This is a genomic window from Sulfurimonas sp. HSL-3221 (assembly GCF_021044585.1).
Classification (GTDB): domain Bacteria; phylum Campylobacterota; class Campylobacteria; order Campylobacterales; family Sulfurimonadaceae; genus Thiomicrolovo; species Thiomicrolovo sulfuroxydans.
On sequence record NZ_CP087998.1, the window covers coordinates 1,025,998 to 1,043,560 of the forward strand.

Sequence of the window (17,563 nt, forward strand, 5' to 3'; positions counted from 1 at the left end):
GGGTTGGAAAGGGGCGAGAAAAGAGGGAAGAAGTACGGATGCCTCTTCCTCACTTTGAACGAAACTTGAACATGCGGACCATCGTGATCCGCAACGGGGTTAAAACCAAGGTAAAGAGCTTTACCCTGACTTCACTCTAGCAGAGCAAACTTGGCGTTATCCTTAAATCGCCCCTGAAACGGGGGGAAGCGGGGGCGGTGTTCCGGCCCGATCCATAACGTTTGTTAGTGAATCACCAAAACTATTTTTCTTTGGCGATGAGATCCTGGTACTGTTTGATGACGGTTTTGAGCTTGTCGCGATCCGGCATCTTACGCGAAGCGATATAGCCGATGATGTTGCCGGCTTCATCTTTTTTCGGCACGATCGTGACGACGACCCAGTAGTACTTCCCGTCCTTGCGGAGGTTTTTGACGTACCCTTCCCAGGTCTTTCCCTCTTTGATCAGCTTCCACATCCCCTCGAAGGCCGCTTTGGGCATGTCGGGATGGCGCAGAATGCTGTGGGGCTCTCCGAGGGCTTCCTCTTTGGAGTAGCCCGTCATCTCCACGAACTTGCGGTTGACAAAGGTAATGACCCCTTTGAGGTCGGTTTCGGAGATCAGGCTTCTGCCGTCGAAAAGAACTTCTTCATCGATAGGTTTCGGTCGTTTGATCATATATTATCTCTTTCTTTACTAGTGCGGATGACAGTGTGCTGTACATCAGTTTTTCACATTATAGCGTGCTCTTTATTTGAGAACCATATGCGGGAAATAAAGTTGCAACATGCTCGATCCTTCCACGCCGAGGGCGCGGAAAAAACGTTCCATATCGCTCTCTTCGCTCCAGACGGGGTCGGAGACGCCGCTGCGCGCTTCGAGTCGCTGCCGCGCATCGTATTCGACGCCGACGCTGTCAATAAGGCCCACGGCCTTTGCCTGGCGTGCCGTAAAGATGTGCGCGTCGGCATAGACGCTGCTTTTGTCGGGATCAAGGCCGCGCGCATCGGCAACATCGTGAACGAACATCGCATAGGTGTCTTTAATGACTTTTTCGATCTCGGCCCGCTCATAGGGGGTCCAGGTGCGGTCCGGCGTGCCGGCCTGTTTGTATTTGCCGGCCTTGACGACCTGGGTGCCGATACCGACTTTTTCCATCAGACCCTCCAGGTTCGCGCCCTGCATAATGACACCGATGGAACCGACCATGCCGCCGGGGTTGGCGATGATCTCATCGGCCCAGATGGAGGCGTAGTAGCTGCCGCTCGCGAGCATTCCTTTGGCATAGACGACCACGGGTTTGGTCGCCTGAAGGCGTTTGACGGCATAGGCTACTTCGACAGAGGGCGCCACGGCGCCGCCGGGGGAATCGGCGACGAGCAGTACCCCTTGGATCTGCGGATTGGCCCGGGCCTCGTCCAGGGAACGGACGACCTCGGTCGTATCGATAATAGGGCCGTTCAGTTCGATGCGCTGGAGGTTGACCGTCTCGAAGCCGTCGTCGGGCATCGGGAAGAAGATGACGAAAAGAAGCAGCACGAACAGCAGTGCCTTGAAGTGGTTCTGAATATAGTCGATTATCGCGCCCAGGGGGGCAAACAGCATTTTCAAAAAGTGCATGGTTATCCTTTGGGGGAGATCCCGTCGATAAAGATACGGCGGAAAGGGTAGCGCTGCAGCAGCAGATGCAGCGGTGTGTCGTCGCTGGGGGTATGGTCCAGTTCAAGCCAGAGCATGTCGGCGGCTTTCCCTTCGGCGATTTCACCGCAGTTGAGGCGCAGGGCCTTCGCCGCATCGACGGTGACGCTGTTGAGCAGGCGGCGGGCCAGGGGGAGCAGCGGGGTCTCCGAATGCATGAAGAGCGCTATTTTCATCTCCTCGAAGAGGTCGAGGGCATAGTTGGAGCTGAGTCCGTCGGTCCCTGTCAGCCAGGGAAGCTCATGGGCTTCGAGGGCGTCAAGGTCGATGGCGCCGTTGCCCAGAAGCCGGTTGGAAATGGGACAGTGGATGACGGTATGGCCTGCCTTGGAGAGCGCTTCGAGCTCTTTGGGCTGTGCCTGGACGACATGGGTCATCAGGGTCGGCGTGTCGGCAAAGAGTTCGAGGAAGCCCGCGGCATCGTTGACGGCATACTCCTGCTGGAGCAGTTCGTGGAAAAAGGGTTTGAACTCTCCTTCGTTCCGGTCGAGCCACTCCCGTTCGGCCGGGCTTTCAAGGTAGTGGGCCGTCGTGACGAGCCCTTCGTCCCGCGCGACCCGCAGGGCGCGCTTGATGAGGGCGGGGTGGACGGAGTAGGGGGAGTGGACGGCGACGGCGGGGAAAAAACCGGGGCGTTCGACGCTTTTCGAGGCATCGAGGCGCTGCAGGAAATCCCCGTACAGGGCGTCGGCCATCGCCGCCTGCGAGCCGATGACCTCGTTGAAAAAGACGACCTTCTGCGGCGCGGCGGCGGCGGCTTCAAGGTCCAGGCCGTGCGAGCTGATGGCCCCGAAGGCCGTAATACCGTTACTCAGCATCATAGCGATCGTGCGATCGAGGCACTCCCGGCCGCAGGCATTGACGAGCGCCTCGCGCTCCTCGATCACGCTGTAGAGCCAGGTGAGGAAATTGCCGTATTTCAGGGTCGTTTTGTTGGCGCTGAATTCGAGGTGGACATGGGGATTGACCAGGCCGGGCATCAGCAGCGTCGGCCCCTCCGCTTCGAGGATATCGGCGTTGGGAAAACGCGCTTTGAGCGCTTCGAAAGGCGCGACGGCGACGATGGTCTCCTCGAAGGCGACGGCGTGTTCGGTCATGATGCCGGTCGGTGTCAGAATCGCGGAGGGAATGAGAATCGTCATCGGCTGCCCTTAGAAGAACGCTTTAATATAGTCAAGCGTATAATACCCACTCGATTTTAAAACGAGATAAGGAAGATTAATGAAAATTGCAGTCATTCAGGGACCGAACCTCAATATGCTCGGCGTCCGTGAACAGCAGATTTACGGGCCGATGAAGCTTGAACAGATCCACCAGCAGATGAAAGAGTTCGCTGATCAGAACGGCGTGGAAGTCGAGTTTTTCCAGAGCAACCTTGAGGGCGAGATCGTTGACCGCATCCAGGAGTGTTACGGCGACGCGGACGGCATCATCCTCAACGCCGCGGCCTACACCCATACTTCCGTCGCGATCCGCGATGCGATCACGGCTGTCAACCTGCCGACGCTCGAGGTCCATATCAGCAACATCGCACGCCGCGAAGAGTTCAGACAGAAGAACATGATCGCACCGGTGTGCACCTCCTCCATCGTCGGTTTCGGCCCATTCGGTTACCACCTCGCCATGGTCGGTATGCTGCAGATCTTCAACGAAATCCGTGTGGCAAAACAGGCGGCGCAGCAGGCGGCGCAGCAGGCCTGACGTAAATGATCGAGCGGCGGCTCCCCTCCGGCCTGGCCCTGATCCGCACAGGTCAGTTTCCCGGCCTCTTCCCCGTTCACGGTCTGCCGCACAGGGCGGTCATCGGGATCGGGGGCAACCTGGGAGACGTCGTCAGACGCTTCGAGCGGTTACTCGTCTACCTTCGCCGCGACCCCCAGCTTAATGTCCTTTCCGCTTCGCCGCTGTTGCAGAACCCCCCGTTCGGCTATGCGGACCAACCCGATTTTATCAACGGGGTGCTTCTCATCGAGACGACGCTGCCGCCGCGCGCGCTGATGCGCCACCTCCTGCGCATCGAGCGCCGCTTCCGGCGGGTACGCACCTTTGCCAACGCGCCGCGGACCCTGGACCTCGATATCCTCTTTTATGACCGAAGACAGCTGGATTATCCGGATCTGACCGTTCCGCACCCGCATTGGCGTGAGCGCGAAAGCGTCGTGATCCCGCTTTCGCTGCTGCCGGGGAGGACGCGATGAGCCGCCCGGCCAAGCGTACCCGCTTTATCGCCGTGACCAGCGGTAAGGGCGGGGTCGGCAAAAGCACGATTACCTCCAACCTGGCGCTGCTGCTCTCCATCAGCGGTCTGAAGGTGGCGGTCTTCGACGCCGATATCGGTCTGGCGAACCTGGACGTCATGTTCAATGTGACGGCAAAGAACAACATTCTGCACGTCCTCAAGGGGGAGGCGGCGCTTAAGGATGTCGTCATCCCCATCCAGAAAAACCTGTTGCTGATCCCCGGCGAGAGCGGGGAGGAGATCTTCCGCTACTGCGATGCGGAGATGTTCGAGCGGCTTATCGGCGATGCGGGGGTGCTTGACGACATCGACATCATGTTGATCGACACCGGTGCGGGGATAGGCGAGCACACGCAGCTTTTCCTGCAATCCGCTGATGACGTGATCGTCGTCACGGTGCCGGACCCCGCGGCCATTACGGACGCTTATGCCACGATCAAGGTGACGGCGCGCCGTCGCAAGGATATCAAGATGGTCCTCAACCAGGTCCACAGCCCCAAAGAGGCGCACAACATCTTCGCGAAGATCAGCAGCGTCGCCAAGACGCACATCGGCCCGGACCTTCGCCTCGAGCTGCTCGGAGAGATGACCCGGGATGACAAAGTCGCCTATGCCGTCAAGCGGCGATCGAGTTTTGTGCGGGAGTTCCCCACCGCCCGGCCGACCCGCGAGCTGCAGGCGATCGCGCAGAACATTATGGCCGATATCGACCGCAGCGTCACGGTGCAGGCGAGCGAAAGCGGCATCGCCGGACTCTTCAAACGCCTGCTGGAGCAGTTCTGATGGCGCGGGGCGTACTGAACCAGGCGGAGGTCGATGCGCTGATGGAGCTGTTCGGGACGGCGCCGAAAAGCGATCGGCAGCCAAAGCCTGCGGAGAAACCGTCACCGGAAGTCGGGGCGCTGCGCAGCGAATTGGACGCCACGGCCCGGCGCTGGGAAGCCGCGCTGGCTGCGCTGACGGGGGCAGCGGTGTCAGTGACGCTGCAGAGCATCGTCCGCCGGGGCCGGGCCGCCGAGGAAGCGGACGCAATACTGCTGAAGTGCGCGGAACGGGGACGCTATTTGATCATTCCCGAACCCCTCGTCAATCTGGTCAATGAAAAAAGCCTGGGCGCCCTGGAGCCCGATCCGCTGCTGGGGCATCCGCTCAGTACGATCGATCGGGCGCTTTTCGAATCGACGGGCGCCCTGTTTGCCGAAGGGAAGGGATTGGCTGAGGTTGATCGTCTCCCGGAGGGCGAAAAGGTGCTCGAAGCGCGTTTCAATATCGCCGTCGGAGCGCTGCTGAAAACGACGGTGCGTCTGCTGCTGGATGAAGAATCTTTTTGAGTATACCTCTCCGGCGGAGGGGGAAGAGACGCTTGAGCTGCTGCGCCGCGGCGCGGTCCGGATCGAACGGATCGCCTCGAACCGGGCGCGGACGGAGTGGTTTGATCAGGATGAGGATGAGTGGGTCGTTCTGCTTGAGGGGACGGCGGAGCTCGAGATCGAGGCACGGCAGGTCACGCTGAAGCGCGGTGACATGCTGCATCTGCCGGCCCACTGCCGCCACCGGGTGCTTTCGACCTCGGATGACGCCCTATGGCTGGCGGTTTTTATGAGAGATATATCAGCGGTTGGTTAGGATAACCGGAAGGAACTTAGATGGCAAAGAACATTATTTTGATCGGATTCATGGGCGTCGGCAAGGGCAGCATCGCCCGGGAGATAGTGAAACAGCACCCCATGGTTGCCCTCGATACGGACGACGTGATCGAAAGCATGGAAAACCGGAAGATCAAGAAGATCTTCGAAGAGGAGGGTGAAGCGTATTTCCGCGCCATCGAACAGCATGTCGCCGAGTGGCTCGAATCGGATGTGCGCAATACGCTCATCTCGACGGGCGGTGGTTTTTTCAAAGTCAAGAACCTGAGAAAGATTGGTACCGTCGTCCTGCTGCATGCGGATTTCGACACGATACACCGCCGTATCCTCGCCCACCCCAATGCGGATAAAAAGCTCAAAAAGCGCCCGCTTTTCCAGGATGAAGCCCGTGCCAGGGCCCTGTATGACGAGCGGGAAAAACACTATATGAAAGCAGCCGACATCGTTATCGATGTCGAAGGCAAGAGCCCCGAAAAGATTGCGAAAGAGATCATCAAGAAGGTGATCAGGAAATGAAAAAGCTCCTTTCCCTCCTGATGCTGACGGCCGTGTTGATGGCAGAACAGGGCATCCGGTGGGAAACGGATTATGATGCCGCTCTCGCGAAAGCGAAGACGCTGGACAGACCGATCTTCTTCGTCTTCTCCCGCCACAGCTGCAAATGGTGCCGCCACCTGGAGGAGACGACGTTCAAAAACCCCGAGGTGATCGCCCGCCTCAACGGTGCGTTCGTCAATGTTGTCGCCTATACGGATGACGGCGATTTCGTTCCCGGAGCGCTCTGGAGCCCCGGGACGCCGGCCCTCTGGTTCCTCGACAGCCGCGGCGAAACGATGTTCCCTGCGATCCCGGGCGCCGTCGGCGCCGCCGATTTTCTGCACGCGACGGATATCGTCTTGGAGGAGTACAAGGCGCGCCGCGTGCCGCGGCGCTCACTGAGGGGGACGCCGTGACGAAACGCGTCATCATCGTCGGCGGAGGGTATGCCGGCGTCCGCGCGATGCAGCATCTGAGCGCACGCCCCTATATCCAGGTGACCCTGATCGACAAAAACCCTTTCCACTATCTTCAGACCGAAGCCTACGCGCTGATTGCCCAGCAGGCGACGTTGGTCGACGTCACTGTTGATCTGCCGGCCCTCTGCGAGAGCTATGCCTACGCCGCCTTTGTCAAAGCCGAAGTGACCGGCATCGACTTCGAGGCGAAGAAGGTCGCGACCGAGACGCGCGACTACTACTATGACTACATTATCCTGGCGATGGGGAGCAGAACCTTCTTCCCCGATACGATCCCGGGCCTGCACGACTACGCCCACGGGGTCAAAAGCCTCAAAAACGCCTTCCGCTTCCGGCAGCAGTTCGAACAGCAGCTCTTTGCGCGCATGAACAGCGAGGGGGACGAAGAGTGCCGCCGGTTCAACATCGTCATCGCCGGGGCCGGGCTCAGCGGCGTCGAAATCGCCGCCGAACTGGCGGATTACACCGGCTGGTTCATGCAGAAAAACCGGATGCTCTGCGATAGTATCGACGTCCACCTGATCGCCTCGCGCGATGAAGTGCTGGCGGGCATGCATCCCTATTTGCAGGCCAAGGCGAAGGCACGGCTGCAGAAACTCGGTGTGAACGTTATTTTCGGCAGCCGCGTCGCCGCGGTGGAGCCCAACGAAGCCGTGCTCGATAGCGGCAAGAGGGTCGCTTTCGATTTCATGATCTATGCCGGCGGCATCATCGCGCCTAAACTGGTGCATACGCTGGACGTCGAACGAAACAAAAAGGGGCAGATCGCCGTGCACCGAACGTTGGCCGTCGTCGGGAAAGAGGATGCGTTCGCGATCGGCGACGTGGCGGATATGCGTGCCGAAGACGGCCGTCCGCTGCCGGCGACGGCCAACGGTGCGGAGAAGAGCGCCGCGCTCGCGGTCCTCAATCTGCTGCGCTGCAACCGCAGCGAACCGATGCTGGAACGGTCGATCCGCCTGGAGGGGTACATGGTCGCCCTGGGGCGGTTCAACGCGGCCGTCGTCATCTTCGACAAAATCAAGTTCTCCGGCTTCCTGGGCTACGTGATGAAACGGCTCATCACCGACCGCTACAAGTTCCTGCTCGACAGCACGGCCTACAAGGCGTTCCGCCGCCGCCCCAAAGGCTGACAGGCCCGTATATTCCTCCCCTGCGTCCACGGCGGATACCCGCCGGGTGACATTCAAGAAACAAACAGGCTATAATTGCGCCAAAGAAGTATAGAAAAGAGACACATTATGGTATTTACATCGACGACCGCCGCCGACTTCGACACGATTTTCTCGAACCTGCTCGAACGCGGGAAAATGGATATCGAGCATGTCACCGCTATCGTCGGCGGGATCATCAAAGAGATCCGCAGCGAGCAGAACACAGCCCTGAAGCGCCACATCGCGAAGTTCGACCAGTGGGCGCCCGAAAAAGATGAAGAGCTGAAAATCGATGCGGAGGCGATGGCGCAGGCCTACACCCTGCTTGAGCCCGAACTGAAATCAGCACTGCACCTCGCCTATGACCGCATCAAGTCCTACCATGAAAAGCAACTGCCAAAATCCTGGTTCGATACCGAGAGCAACGGCACCATCCTGGGGCAGAAGGTGACGCCGGTCGACCGCGCGGGCCTCTACATCCCCGGCGGAAAAGCGGCCTATCCCAGTTCGCTGCTGATGAACGTTATCCCGGCACAGGTCGCGGGTGTCGAGGAGATCGTCGTCTGTACGCCGACGCCGGAGAACGAACCCAACGCCCTGCTGCTGGCAGCCTGCCACCTCTGCGGGGTGACGGAGGTCTACAAGGTCGGCGGCGCCTCCGCGATCGCGGCGATGGCCTACGGTACCGAGACGATCCCGAAGGTGGACGTCATCACGGGCCCGGGCAACATCTTCGTCGCTACGGCGAAGAAGCTTGTTTTCGGCGACGTCAACATCGACATGATCGCGGGCCCCAGCGAGATCGGAGTCCTGGCCGACGCGAGCGCGAACGCCAACCATATCGCGATCGACCTGCTGTCGCAGGCGGAGCATGACGAGATGGCGAGTTCCATCCTGATCACCCCCTCGGCCGAACTGGCGGAGCAGGTGAACCTCGAGATCGAAGCCTGGCTGCAAAAACTGCCCCGCGAGCAGATCGCCCGCAAGTCCATCGTCGAACGGGGCGCCATTATCGTGGCCCGCGATATGGAAGAGGCCGTCGCGCTGATGAACGAGGTCGCCCCGGAGCACCTGGAAGTGTCGACGGACAACCCCTTTGAACTGCTCGCTTCCATCAAGCACGCCGGTGCCATCTTCCTGGGGCACTATACGCCCGAAGCGATCGGGGATTACGTCGCCGGGCCGAACCATACACTACCGACCGGCGGCACGGCCCGTTTCTACTCGCCGCTGGGGGTCGAGAACTTCCTGAAGAAGTCCTCGGTGATCGCCTTTTCCCGGGCAGCCATCAACGAGATCGGCGAAGCGTGCGCCCTGATCGCGCATACGGAGGGGCTGACGGCGCACGAGCAGTCGGTCCGCGTCCGTATGGGGAACGCCGAGTAAGATAACTGCTGCTTATCCGAAGAAGATGTCAATTTAAATTGAATATCTTCTTCAATCCTTTTTTATATTATTAAAAATAATTTTACCAACTCCGCTTTTTTTACACAAACAGCCCACTATTTGACAATAATGTGCCACTGATTTAGTTTCAGTTAAAGTTAAATCCGATAGCATCCAGATAGCGTAAATGCCTTATAATGCCCTTATTTGCGGGGGTTTTAAATATTATAAGACATGATAATCGTACCGACGCTTTTGCATTTTCCGTTCGAAACGGAGGATACAAAAGCGTCTGTGCCGCTTAAAACTGGTGTAAGGAGAACACATGCAATTAGGCTTCCTGGTTGATCTGCATCTGTGTATGGGATGTAAGGGTTGTGAGATCGCCTGTAAAGTGGAAAACCAAGTTCCGCTTTCCACATGGCGTCTTCGTGTTAAATATGTGGACGTGGGAACGTTCCCGGAGACAAAACGGACGTTTACCCCGCTGCGCTGTAACCACTGTCACAATGCGCCGTGTGAGCGTATCTGTCCGGTCAGCGCGCTGCACTACATTGACAACGGCATCGTGAACATCGACAAAGAGCGTTGTATCGGTTGTGCGGGCTGTGTCATGGCGTGTCCGTACGGCGCGATCTACATCGACCCCGAAACGCAGACGGCAGACAAATGTACGTACTGTGCCCACCGTATCGCTTCAAGCCTTATGCCGGCTTGTGTCGTCGCATGTCCGGTCGAAGCGAACATCTTCGGTGACCTGGACGATCCGACATCGAATATCAGCAAGTACATTCAGAACCATCAGGGCGACGTTCAGGTCCGTAAACCGGAAAAAGGAACGGATCCGCACCACTACTACGTCGGCGGCGGCAACGTTCAGCTCAATCCTCTGGCATCGTTCAGAGTCGAAGGTCACCAGCTCTTTAACAAGCTGACGACACATATGCCGGTAGGAGGACACCACTAATGGTACATGAAGCTGTAGCTGCGACAAATGCCGTCGTCACACTCGACGTCGGGCTCCCGGGTATCGTCTGGGGATGGATCATTACAATGAATATGTGGGCGAAAAGCATCGGTACCGGTGTCATTTTCATGCTCTTCTACCTGATGAAGCGTTATCCGGAAGCGGCTGGAAGCCTGCGTTTCCCGGTGACAGTGGTCTCCATCGTCTTCATCCATATTTTCCTGCTGTTCACGGTCATCGACCTGCACCAGATGTTCCGTTTCTGGCACATCTTCTTTACACCGCACTGGACATCGGCGATCACCGTCGGTGCATGGATCGTTACGGTCCTCGTCCTGGTGCTTTTCGGCATGGCGTTCGCGACCTTCATCAAGAAGGACAACGCGCTCTTTGACAAGCTGCTTGTCTGGGCGGTGATCCTGGCGATCCCGGTTACCCTCTATACGGCGGCGATCATGGCGGAAGCGACGGCGCGCGAACTGTGGCAGATGCCGACGGAAGCGGCACAAATGATCCTGGCGGCAACCCTCACGGGTTCCGCGACGGTCCTGCTGATGGGCGGCAACCTGCCGTACGAAGCGAAGCGTGACCTCGCAGTCATCCTCGGACTCTCCGCACTGGCTGCGTTCATCCTCTATATGTCAGAGCTGGTCTTCGGCCCGATCAAAGCAGAGGAAGTGGCGGCAACACTCGAAGCGGTCAAAGGCCACGGCGAGTACACGACGATGTTCTGGGTCGGACAGGTCCTGGCGTTTATCGCGCCGTTCGTCCTGGTCATCCTGAGCGTGACAAACCGCTCTGCCGGCCTGCTGAAGGTCGCGGCCCTCTCCGCGATCGTCGGACTCTGGATCGTCAAGCACGTCTGGCTTGTCATTCCACAACTCTTGCCAATGAGCTAAAAAGGAATTGAAGAATGTATAAAGAAAGCAGAAGAACATTTCTTAAAGGCGCGGCATTTACGGTTGCCGGCGCCGCCGTCGCGAAGGGCGTCTTTACGACAGACGCCATCGCCGACTCGGTAGAAGAAAGCAAATTTACCAACACACCGGACTCCCTCTCCTTCTACCCACCGCTCGAGCAGTGGGACGATTTCAAAGAACTCGACGGGGACGACTGGAAACGCGGCGGTATCGACCGCAAAGGCGTCCAGAGCGCCGAGAACCCGGAGGGTATCTACGTCAATGATTTCGCCATCGTCCCGACGGCGTGTTCCAACTGTGAGGCCTCCTGCGGTCTGACGGCATGGATCGACAAAAAAAGCTTCACGGTCAAGAAATACATGGGTAACCCGCTGCACCCGGGTTCCCGCGGCCGTAACTGTGCGAAAGGTTACGCGACACAGTCACAGATGTACGATCCGGACCGTCTGGCATTCCCGATCAAACGTGCACCGGGCTCCAAGCGCGGTGAAGGTAAATGGGTCCGTACGACCTGGGACGAAGCGATGAGCACCATCGGTAAGAAGATGAACGATACGCTCAAAACAGGCGACGAGCTCTCCCGCAAATCCCTGATGTTCCACGTCGGCCGTCCGAACGAAAACGGCTTCACGGGCCAGGTCTGGACGACGTTCAAGCAAGACGCGTTCAACTCCCACACCAACATCTGTTCTTCCGGCGGGCGTACACCGACGATCCAGTGGGCAAACGACGACCGTACAAGTCCGGACTGGGCGAACGCGAAGCTCGTCTTCTTGAACTCTTCGCATGCAGCGGACGCCGGTCACTACTTCCAGCAGTCTGCGGGCTTTATCGCCGATGCGCGTAAAAAAGGCGCACGCCTGGTCGTTATGGACCCGCGTCTCTCCAACTCCGCCGGTATGGCGGACCTCTGGATCGCGGCATGGCCTGGTACAGAGCCGGTCATCTACCTCTACCTCGCCAACCGTATCCTCCAGGAGGGTCAGGTTGACAAGCGCTTCGTGAAGAAGTGGTTCAACTGGGAAGTCATGATGAAGAACCGCAACTACCTGCAGTTCATGGTCGACAAGGGCTACATCTCCAAGATGCCGGCGGACAAAAGCTTCGACAGCTTTATCGAGATGCTCAAAGAGCTCTACGCGCCGTATACACTTGAATACGCCGTCAAAGAGACCCGTGTTCCGGCATACAAGCTCGAGAAACTCTACGAGATGTTCATCTGGGCCGGCGACGCGATCGCCTCTTACTTCTGGCGTGCGACGGCTGCGGGTAACCGCGGCGGCTGGATGTCCGGCCGTACGGGTTACCTCGCCATCGCGCTGCGCGGTGCAATCGGTACCGTCGGCGGTACGTTCTTCCACCATTGGCACGTTATCTCCGTCGCCGGCAAGGGCGGTTCCGCAACCGTCGGCCAGGGCCGCAGCGGTTCAAACGTCCCGAAAGTCGATGTCTGGAACGAACTGACGTGGCCGCCGGAGTGGCCGCTCTCTACCTATGAGATGTCCTACCTCCTGCCGCACCTCCTCACCGACGTCGAGTGGCAGGAAAAATGGAAGAAACGCGGCCTGAACGTCCCGCAGAAACTTGCTGTCTGGATCCCGCGTATGTACAACCCGGTCTGGATCAACCCGGACGGTTTCCGCTGGCTGGAAGTCCTGAAGGACGAAAGCAAGATGGAACTGACGTTCAACCTGTCACCGACATGGTCCGAGACGAACTGGCATGTCGACTACGTCCTGCCGGTCGGTCTAGCGGGTGAACGCCACGACCAGCACTCCGAAGCGACGATGCCGGCGCGCTGGACGTCGTTCCGCCAGCCGGTCATGCGCGTTGCGCTTGAAAAAGCGGGCTGGAAACCGAAGAACCCGAACCGTGCGACGCTTGAAGCGCACATCAAAGCGGGCCTCGGCGAGGTCTGGGAAGAGAACGAATTCTGGTTCGAGATGGGCTTCAAGCACGTCGACCCGGACGGCAGCCTCGGCATCAAGAAGATGTGGGAATCCAAGCGCAACCCGGGCCAGGCGGTTACGATCTCCGAGTGGTACGATGCCGCCTTCGGTGACAACCTGCCGAACCTCTACAGCACGGCGACTTCCGACCCGCGCTACAAGAACAGCGAGTTCCCGGTCTACGAATTCATGCGTGACCACGGTGCTTGGCTCGAAGAGAGCAACATCTACAGCGCGCAAGAGCGTGAGATCAAAGAGGACGGCGACGATCTGATCGCGCACGGCCACCGTTACAACAAGCACCACGTCGAGAAAGACGAAGAGACGGGTGTCCTGTACGCAGAAGCTCACGGCGACGCGTGGAAGTACAAAGACGGCAAAAAGCCGATCGGTATCGAGATCGACGGCAAGCGCATGGACGGTTTCGAAACCCTGGACAAAAAGCTCGACTTCTTCTCAGAGTGGATGGCGGACGAGTGGAAATGGCCGGAGTACGCGATTCCGTTCTATCCGCGTAACGACGAAGAGAAGAAGGCAATGCCGCATATCGTGTCCCATGTCAACCACATGTACATGAATGCGGACAACGAGTTTGCGCTCAACACCGTCTTCCGTCTGCCGTACAACATCCATACGCGTTCTGCGAACTCCAAACACCTGATGGAGATCTCCCAGAACCACGACCCGATCTGGATCAGTACCGAAGATGCGAAACGCCTCGGCTTCAAACGCGGCGACGCGATCCGCGTCCGCATCACCGACACCGTTTCCAACCTGGAAAGCGGTTACTTCGTCGCGATGGCGATCCCGACCGAGGGTCAGCGCCCCGGTACACTGTCGTGTTCACACCACGGCGGCCGCTGGAAACTGAAAAACGCCATTACGATCCCGAACGGTGTCAGCGACGGTAAAGTCGAGGACATGCCTGCGGGTACAGGCGACCTGAACGATCCGGCATTCCTGCAGTCCTCTCCGGACGCTGCGGGTACCGCAGCCGGCGCGATCAAGATCGCCGATTACGACGGTACGACCGGCATGAACAGCTTCGGTGTTCCGACGGCAGAGATGCAGATGGACGGTAAAACGGGTAAACTCAAGTATGTCGAGGGGATCCATCCGTTCCACGCCAAGCGTTTCGCGGCATACAACAAAGACAGCGACAACATCTGGTGGGACGGTCTTTCCGGCTCCTGGCAGAATGCCGTCGCTCCGACACACCCGGACCCGATTTCCGGTATGCACTGCTGGCACCAGAAAGTTATCCTGGAAGCTGCGCAGCCGGGTGATAAGATCGGTGATATCGTTGTCAACTACGAGAACAACTTTAAAACCTATCAGGCATGGCGTGACGAGCTCACGCGCGGTCTGGACGCCGACTCGACGTTCCGCCGCCCGCCGCAGATCAAGCGTCCGTGGGTACCGCTTACCGAAAAAGCGTACCGCGTCGATATCAAAGACGTTTGAGTTTAATCCCTCCCACCAAGCAGGCTTTCAGCCTGTGCGGTTACAATCTCACCACATCAAAATACAATTAGGTCATAAATGGAACAGACACAAGCACGCAGCAATATCTATGCACTTCTTTCAAGAGTGTTGATGCAGGAAGCCGACACGGAACTTATCGACATTATCAACAACGATGACGCCATCTTGGAGATGATGCCGAACTACAAGGTCTGGGACGCGCGCACGACTCTTCAAAGCAGTGAACTGATCGAGAAGCACCTCAGTCCGGACTTTACGAATATCTCTTTGCTGCACCTGATCCCCTACGAGACCTTCTACACCCGCGAGGACCAGATGATCGAGACCGGCGGTGCCAACCCGGTGACCGATATGTATTCCGCTTACGACTTTATGGTCGACTTCGCCGAAGCGCGTGTCGTCTCCGCCGATCATATCGGGGTCGAGATGGAGTTCATGCACCACCTTTGCGAAGCGCAGATCAAGGCGATGAACGACAATGACAGCGAAGCGGTCGAGGAACTGATGAACGTCGAGCGGGAGTTCCTGGACAAACACCTTGTCCGTTGGGCGCCGCTCTACCTGCTCAATATGAAGCACGAGTCCCGCTCGCCGCTCTATTATGATGCGGCGGACATGGCGCTGGAGTTCATTCTCAGCGACTACCAGTATCTCAGTGAGACAGCGGGAGCCTGATGGCCGGTATTACGTTAAATCCGGGGCGCTGCGTACGGCAGCTCAGCACGCTGAGCACCTGCGACAGCTGTATTACGGCATGCCCGACCGCGGCGCTCGTTGCGACGGAGAACGTTCCCGCCGTCAACCAGGCGGCCTGTGTGGGCTGCGGCGGCTGTGCCGGGGCGTGCCCGACAGAGGCGATCAGTGTCGACGATTTCAGCGCTACGGAGTTTTTCTTTGCCTTTGCCGGGGATGCGGATAACCTCGTCTCCTGCCGGAAAAACGTCCCCTGCATCGCGGCGCTCAGCGTCGACCATCTCTTTTCGCTTGCCTCCTTGAAAGGGGAGATCCGTCTCGATACGGGCCACTGCGAAGGGTGCGAGATCGCCTCAACCTGCCGCCCGCAGTTCGAGGCGCGTGCCGAAGAGGCCTCCTACCTGCTCGATGCAATGATGAGCAGTTCCGGGATCGTTTTCGAGGATGTCGCTTATGAAGAGGAAGCGGATGCGGAAGAGAGCGACCGCCGCGGCTTTCTGCGTGCGTTCAACCTCAAAACGCTGGCGGAGGGGAAGGCAAAGTTCGAACGCGAGGTGGAGACGGCGACGGATGAACTGATCCGCCACCAGCTCGATTCGACGGCGATCGCCCAGCTGCGAGCGAAGAGCCTGCCGGATAAGCGCAAACTGCTCTTTACCGCGCTCAAACGGGCCGACCGTCCGTCGGAATACCACGTTGTCGATGCCTCGGAGTTGACGCTGGCGTCCCAGAAACTGATGGACGGTGACAAATGTACGGCGTGTCAGATGTGCTACCGCGTCTGCCCGACGGGGGCGCTCACAAGCGATATCAAGGGTGCGAAGATCGACTTTGACGCCATGATGTGCGTGCGCTGCCATCTCTGCCATGATGTCTGCGAACCGGATGCGCTGACGCTGTCAACGTCGTTCAATATGAAAGAGCTCTTCGAGCCGACGCAGCAGCGCCTCGTGACCTTCACGGTCCGCAACTGCGATGAGTGCGGAAACCCCTTCACCTCCCTCGCAGGGGAGCGGGTCTGCCACCGCTGCCGGATAGAGGAAGAGGAAGCGCGCACCCTCTGGGGCATAGGAGAGGATCAGTGAACGAAGCCAATCAGATAACACAGGTAACGAAGCTTTATGGCTTCATTGCAGAAGAGGCGCAGCAGAACCGCTTTGCAGTCACCCTGAACAAGCAGTTCAAAAGTGCCGGGGATGATGCGATGATGATCCCGATGAATATCCGGCCTGATGACTTCTATTTTACGCTTTCGAACATGAAGCAGTCGCACGTCAATGGGGCGGTCATCGGAACAGAGTATCAGGATCAGGCGCTCGAAATCGTCGATGAGGCTTCGGAACTGTGCGAACGTACCGGGCTGTGCGATACCGTTGTCGTCGGGAACGGGCAGATGCGCGGGGAACTGCTCCTGCCGCTCGCACTGAAGCAGATGGCGCAGAAGAGCGGTGTGAAACGTCTCGCCTTGATCGGTGCCACGCCGCTCGCGGGGGCGGTGGCGCTGAGTTTTGCACCCGGCACAGTCGCGATGTTCGATCCGTGGATCGAAGATCTGATGGCGCTGCAGCAGCGCCTCGGTACCGAGCTTGACATCAACCGTCTCGCAGAAGGGATGGCGGTGGATCTTTCGGGCTTCGACATGGTGATCGACCTGTCGCAAACGGATGATCTTTCGATGGTCAGTGTCCTGCCGCCGCTGAACGTCGACCTGAAACTGCCGCGGCACCCCTCGGCGCTGCGCCAGCGCTGCATCGAACTTGACGGTGCCTACAGCGGCTACGAGAGTCTGCTGGACATCATGACCGAGACGGTCTATAATTATTTGACAAAGGAAAAGAGATGAATCATCATGATCTGGATGACCTGAAAGCGGAATTCGATAAGTTCGTCCGCGAAAAATGTACGACCGACGAGAAAGGCAATCCCGTCGAAAATGAATACGATGCCGGGGACGCCGTCGACGATGAGCCCGTTCCGGCATTCGTTGACGAGCTGGAGAACAAGCTGCTCGCACCGGTACTCAGCGGCGTCTACCTCTCGCGTATCGATATCAAGCGCATCTCCCAGGCCCTTGACGAATCGCTGCCGATTAAAGAGCGCAAGAAGATGATCAAGGCGCTTTTCCGCCATACGACCTCCAAAGAGTGGCTGCGCAGCGCATTCGACGAGATCACCAACCACATTGACGGACGTATTCTCATCTACCGTCAGCTCGGTGAAGCCTTCCCGGCAACAAAAGCGATCTTTGACGAGCATATCGCCAAGGCGGAGAAGACGAAGAGGATGTTCGACCAGATCGTTGAGGATTTCGAAGAGATCGAACCGACTGACGAGCCGATGATGGTCTAGGGCGCGCGTTACGCCTGTAAGAGATACGATAAGGTTATGGTATAGTATATGCCTATAAACGGTGCCTTGCACCGTAAGGAG

General features: G+C 58.3%; 19 protein-coding genes. 16 read left to right on the forward strand and 3 right to left on the reverse strand.

Going from position 1 to position 17,563, the window contains the following annotated elements; translation table 11 throughout:
• Positions 1 to 241: 241 nt before the first annotated feature.
• The 3 genes from LOH54_RS05215 to mqnF form a co-directional block, all read right to left on the reverse strand.
• Positions 242 to 658, reverse strand: coding sequence for a PAS domain-containing protein (locus LOH54_RS05215; protein WP_231020977.1), 417 nt, complete (start codon positions 656 to 658; stop codon positions 242 to 244).
• 72 nt (positions 659 to 730) lie between these two features.
• Positions 731 to 1,600 carry a signal peptide peptidase SppA gene (gene sppA / locus LOH54_RS05220; protein WP_231020978.1) on the reverse strand — a complete coding sequence of 290 codons (870 nt, stop codon included), beginning with the start codon at positions 1,598 to 1,600 and terminating at the stop codon, positions 731 to 733.
• Between the two features lie 2 nt (positions 1,601 to 1,602).
• Positions 1,603 to 2,820, reverse strand: a complete 1,218-nt coding sequence (gene mqnF / locus LOH54_RS05225; RefSeq protein ID WP_231020979.1) for an aminofutalosine deaminase family hydrolase — start codon at positions 2,818 to 2,820, stop codon at positions 1,603 to 1,605.
• 79 nt (positions 2,821 to 2,899) lie between these two features.
• Here mqnF and aroQ point away from each other — a divergent pair, with 79 nt between their 5' ends.
• The 16 genes from aroQ (at position 2,900) to LOH54_RS05305 (ending at position 17,482) form a co-directional block, all read left to right on the forward strand.
• Entirely contained in the window at positions 2,900 to 3,379 is a 480-nt protein-coding gene (gene aroQ / locus LOH54_RS05230; RefSeq protein ID WP_231020980.1) for a type II 3-dehydroquinate dehydratase, read from the forward strand.
• 5 nt (positions 3,380 to 3,384) lie between these two features.
• Complete coding sequence (gene folK / locus LOH54_RS05235; RefSeq protein ID WP_231020981.1) at positions 3,385 to 3,876, forward strand: 2-amino-4-hydroxy-6-hydroxymethyldihydropteridine diphosphokinase; 492 nt, start codon at positions 3,385 to 3,387, stop codon at positions 3,874 to 3,876.
• A complete protein-coding gene (locus tag LOH54_RS05240) occupies positions 3,873 to 4,700 on the forward strand; it encodes a MinD/ParA family protein (protein ID WP_231020982.1) in 828 nt (275 codons plus the stop codon). Before folK ends, LOH54_RS05240 begins: the two co-directional genes overlap by 4 nt.
• On the forward strand, positions 4,700 to 5,248 hold the full coding sequence (locus LOH54_RS05245; protein ID WP_231020983.1) for a hypothetical protein: 549 nt from the start codon (positions 4,700 to 4,702) through the stop codon (positions 5,246 to 5,248). Before LOH54_RS05240 ends, LOH54_RS05245 begins: the two co-directional genes overlap by 1 nt.
• Entirely contained in the window at positions 5,232 to 5,543 is a 312-nt protein-coding gene (locus LOH54_RS05250; RefSeq protein WP_231020984.1) for a cupin domain-containing protein, read from the forward strand. The genes LOH54_RS05245 and LOH54_RS05250 overlap by 17 nt, the downstream gene beginning before the upstream one ends.
• A gap of 20 nt (positions 5,544 to 5,563) precedes the next feature.
• Complete coding sequence (locus LOH54_RS05255; protein ID WP_231020985.1) at positions 5,564 to 6,079, forward strand: shikimate kinase; 516 nt, start codon at positions 5,564 to 5,566, stop codon at positions 6,077 to 6,079.
• Complete coding sequence (locus LOH54_RS05260) at positions 6,076 to 6,516, forward strand: thioredoxin family protein (RefSeq protein ID WP_231020986.1); 441 nt, start codon at positions 6,076 to 6,078, stop codon at positions 6,514 to 6,516. The genes LOH54_RS05255 and LOH54_RS05260 overlap by 4 nt, the downstream gene beginning before the upstream one ends.
• A complete protein-coding gene (locus LOH54_RS05265) occupies positions 6,513 to 7,712 on the forward strand; it encodes an NAD(P)/FAD-dependent oxidoreductase (RefSeq protein WP_231020987.1) in 1,200 nt (399 codons plus the stop codon). The genes LOH54_RS05260 and LOH54_RS05265 overlap by 4 nt, the downstream gene beginning before the upstream one ends.
• Positions 7,713 to 7,820: 108 nt before the next feature.
• Complete coding sequence (hisD, locus tag LOH54_RS05270) at positions 7,821 to 9,119, forward strand: histidinol dehydrogenase (protein WP_231020988.1); 1,299 nt, start codon at positions 7,821 to 7,823, stop codon at positions 9,117 to 9,119.
• Positions 9,120 to 9,567: 448 nt separating this feature from the next.
• Positions 9,568 to 10,086, forward strand: coding sequence for a 4Fe-4S dicluster domain-containing protein (locus LOH54_RS05275; RefSeq protein WP_231020989.1), 519 nt, complete (start codon positions 9,568 to 9,570; stop codon positions 10,084 to 10,086).
• Complete coding sequence (nrfD, locus tag LOH54_RS05280; RefSeq protein ID WP_231020990.1) at positions 10,086 to 10,985, forward strand: NrfD/PsrC family molybdoenzyme membrane anchor subunit; 900 nt, start codon at positions 10,086 to 10,088, stop codon at positions 10,983 to 10,985. Before LOH54_RS05275 ends, nrfD begins: the two co-directional genes overlap by 1 nt.
• Before the next feature lie 14 nt (positions 10,986 to 10,999).
• Entirely contained in the window at positions 11,000 to 14,419 is a 3,420-nt protein-coding gene (locus LOH54_RS05285; RefSeq protein WP_231020991.1) for a molybdopterin-dependent oxidoreductase, read from the forward strand.
• A gap of 78 nt (positions 14,420 to 14,497) precedes the next feature.
• A complete protein-coding gene (locus tag LOH54_RS05290; RefSeq protein WP_231020992.1) occupies positions 14,498 to 15,115 on the forward strand; it encodes a TorD/DmsD family molecular chaperone in 618 nt (205 codons plus the stop codon).
• The gene (locus LOH54_RS05295; protein WP_231020993.1) at positions 15,115 to 16,218 is read left to right on the forward strand and encodes a 4Fe-4S binding protein; all 1,104 of its coding nucleotides are present in this window, start codon (positions 15,115 to 15,117) and stop codon (positions 16,216 to 16,218) included. The genes LOH54_RS05290 and LOH54_RS05295 overlap by 1 nt, the downstream gene beginning before the upstream one ends.
• Positions 16,215 to 16,976 carry a hypothetical protein gene (locus LOH54_RS05300; RefSeq protein ID WP_231020994.1) on the forward strand — a complete coding sequence of 254 codons (762 nt, stop codon included), beginning with the start codon at positions 16,215 to 16,217 and terminating at the stop codon, positions 16,974 to 16,976. The genes LOH54_RS05295 and LOH54_RS05300 overlap by 4 nt, the downstream gene beginning before the upstream one ends.
• On the forward strand, positions 16,973 to 17,482 hold the full coding sequence (locus tag LOH54_RS05305; protein WP_231020995.1) for a hypothetical protein: 510 nt from the start codon (positions 16,973 to 16,975) through the stop codon (positions 17,480 to 17,482). The genes LOH54_RS05300 and LOH54_RS05305 overlap by 4 nt, the downstream gene beginning before the upstream one ends.
• Positions 17,483 to 17,563: the final 81 nt, after the last annotated feature.

Excerpts from the sequence above, each read along its gene's own strand:
- nrfD (WP_231020990.1), top strand. The coding sequence starts at position 10,086 with ATGGTACATGAAGCTGTAGCTGCGACAAATGCCGTCGTCACACTCGAC.
- LOH54_RS05305 (WP_231020995.1), top strand. The coding sequence starts at position 16,973 with ATGAATCATCATGATCTGGATGACCTGAAAGCGGAATTCGATAAGTTC.
- LOH54_RS05285 (WP_231020991.1), top strand. The coding sequence starts at position 11,000 with ATGTATAAAGAAAGCAGAAGAACATTTCTTAAAGGCGCGGCATTTACG.
- mqnF (WP_231020979.1), bottom strand. The coding sequence starts at position 2,820 with ATGACGATTCTCATTCCCTCCGCGATTCTGACACCGACCGGCATCATG.
- LOH54_RS05250 (WP_231020984.1), top strand. The coding sequence starts at position 5,232 with ATGAAGAATCTTTTTGAGTATACCTCTCCGGCGGAGGGGGAAGAGACG.
- aroQ (WP_231020980.1), top strand. The coding sequence starts at position 2,900 with ATGAAAATTGCAGTCATTCAGGGACCGAACCTCAATATGCTCGGCGTC.
- LOH54_RS05260 (WP_231020986.1), top strand. The coding sequence starts at position 6,076 with ATGAAAAAGCTCCTTTCCCTCCTGATGCTGACGGCCGTGTTGATGGCA.
- LOH54_RS05245 (WP_231020983.1), top strand. The coding sequence starts at position 4,700 with ATGGCGCGGGGCGTACTGAACCAGGCGGAGGTCGATGCGCTGATGGAG.
- LOH54_RS05240 (WP_231020982.1), top strand. The coding sequence starts at position 3,873 with ATGAGCCGCCCGGCCAAGCGTACCCGCTTTATCGCCGTGACCAGCGGT.
- sppA (WP_231020978.1), bottom strand. The coding sequence starts at position 1,600 with ATGCACTTTTTGAAAATGCTGTTTGCCCCCCTGGGCGCGATAATCGAC.
- hisD (WP_231020988.1), top strand. The coding sequence starts at position 7,821 with ATGGTATTTACATCGACGACCGCCGCCGACTTCGACACGATTTTCTCG.
- folK (WP_231020981.1), top strand. The coding sequence starts at position 3,385 with ATGATCGAGCGGCGGCTCCCCTCCGGCCTGGCCCTGATCCGCACAGGT.
- LOH54_RS05255 (WP_231020985.1), top strand. The coding sequence starts at position 5,564 with ATGGCAAAGAACATTATTTTGATCGGATTCATGGGCGTCGGCAAGGGC.
- LOH54_RS05290 (WP_231020992.1), top strand. The coding sequence starts at position 14,498 with ATGGAACAGACACAAGCACGCAGCAATATCTATGCACTTCTTTCAAGA.
- LOH54_RS05295 (WP_231020993.1), top strand. The coding sequence starts at position 15,115 with ATGGCCGGTATTACGTTAAATCCGGGGCGCTGCGTACGGCAGCTCAGC.
- LOH54_RS05215 (WP_231020977.1), bottom strand. The coding sequence starts at position 658 with ATGATCAAACGACCGAAACCTATCGATGAAGAAGTTCTTTTCGACGGC.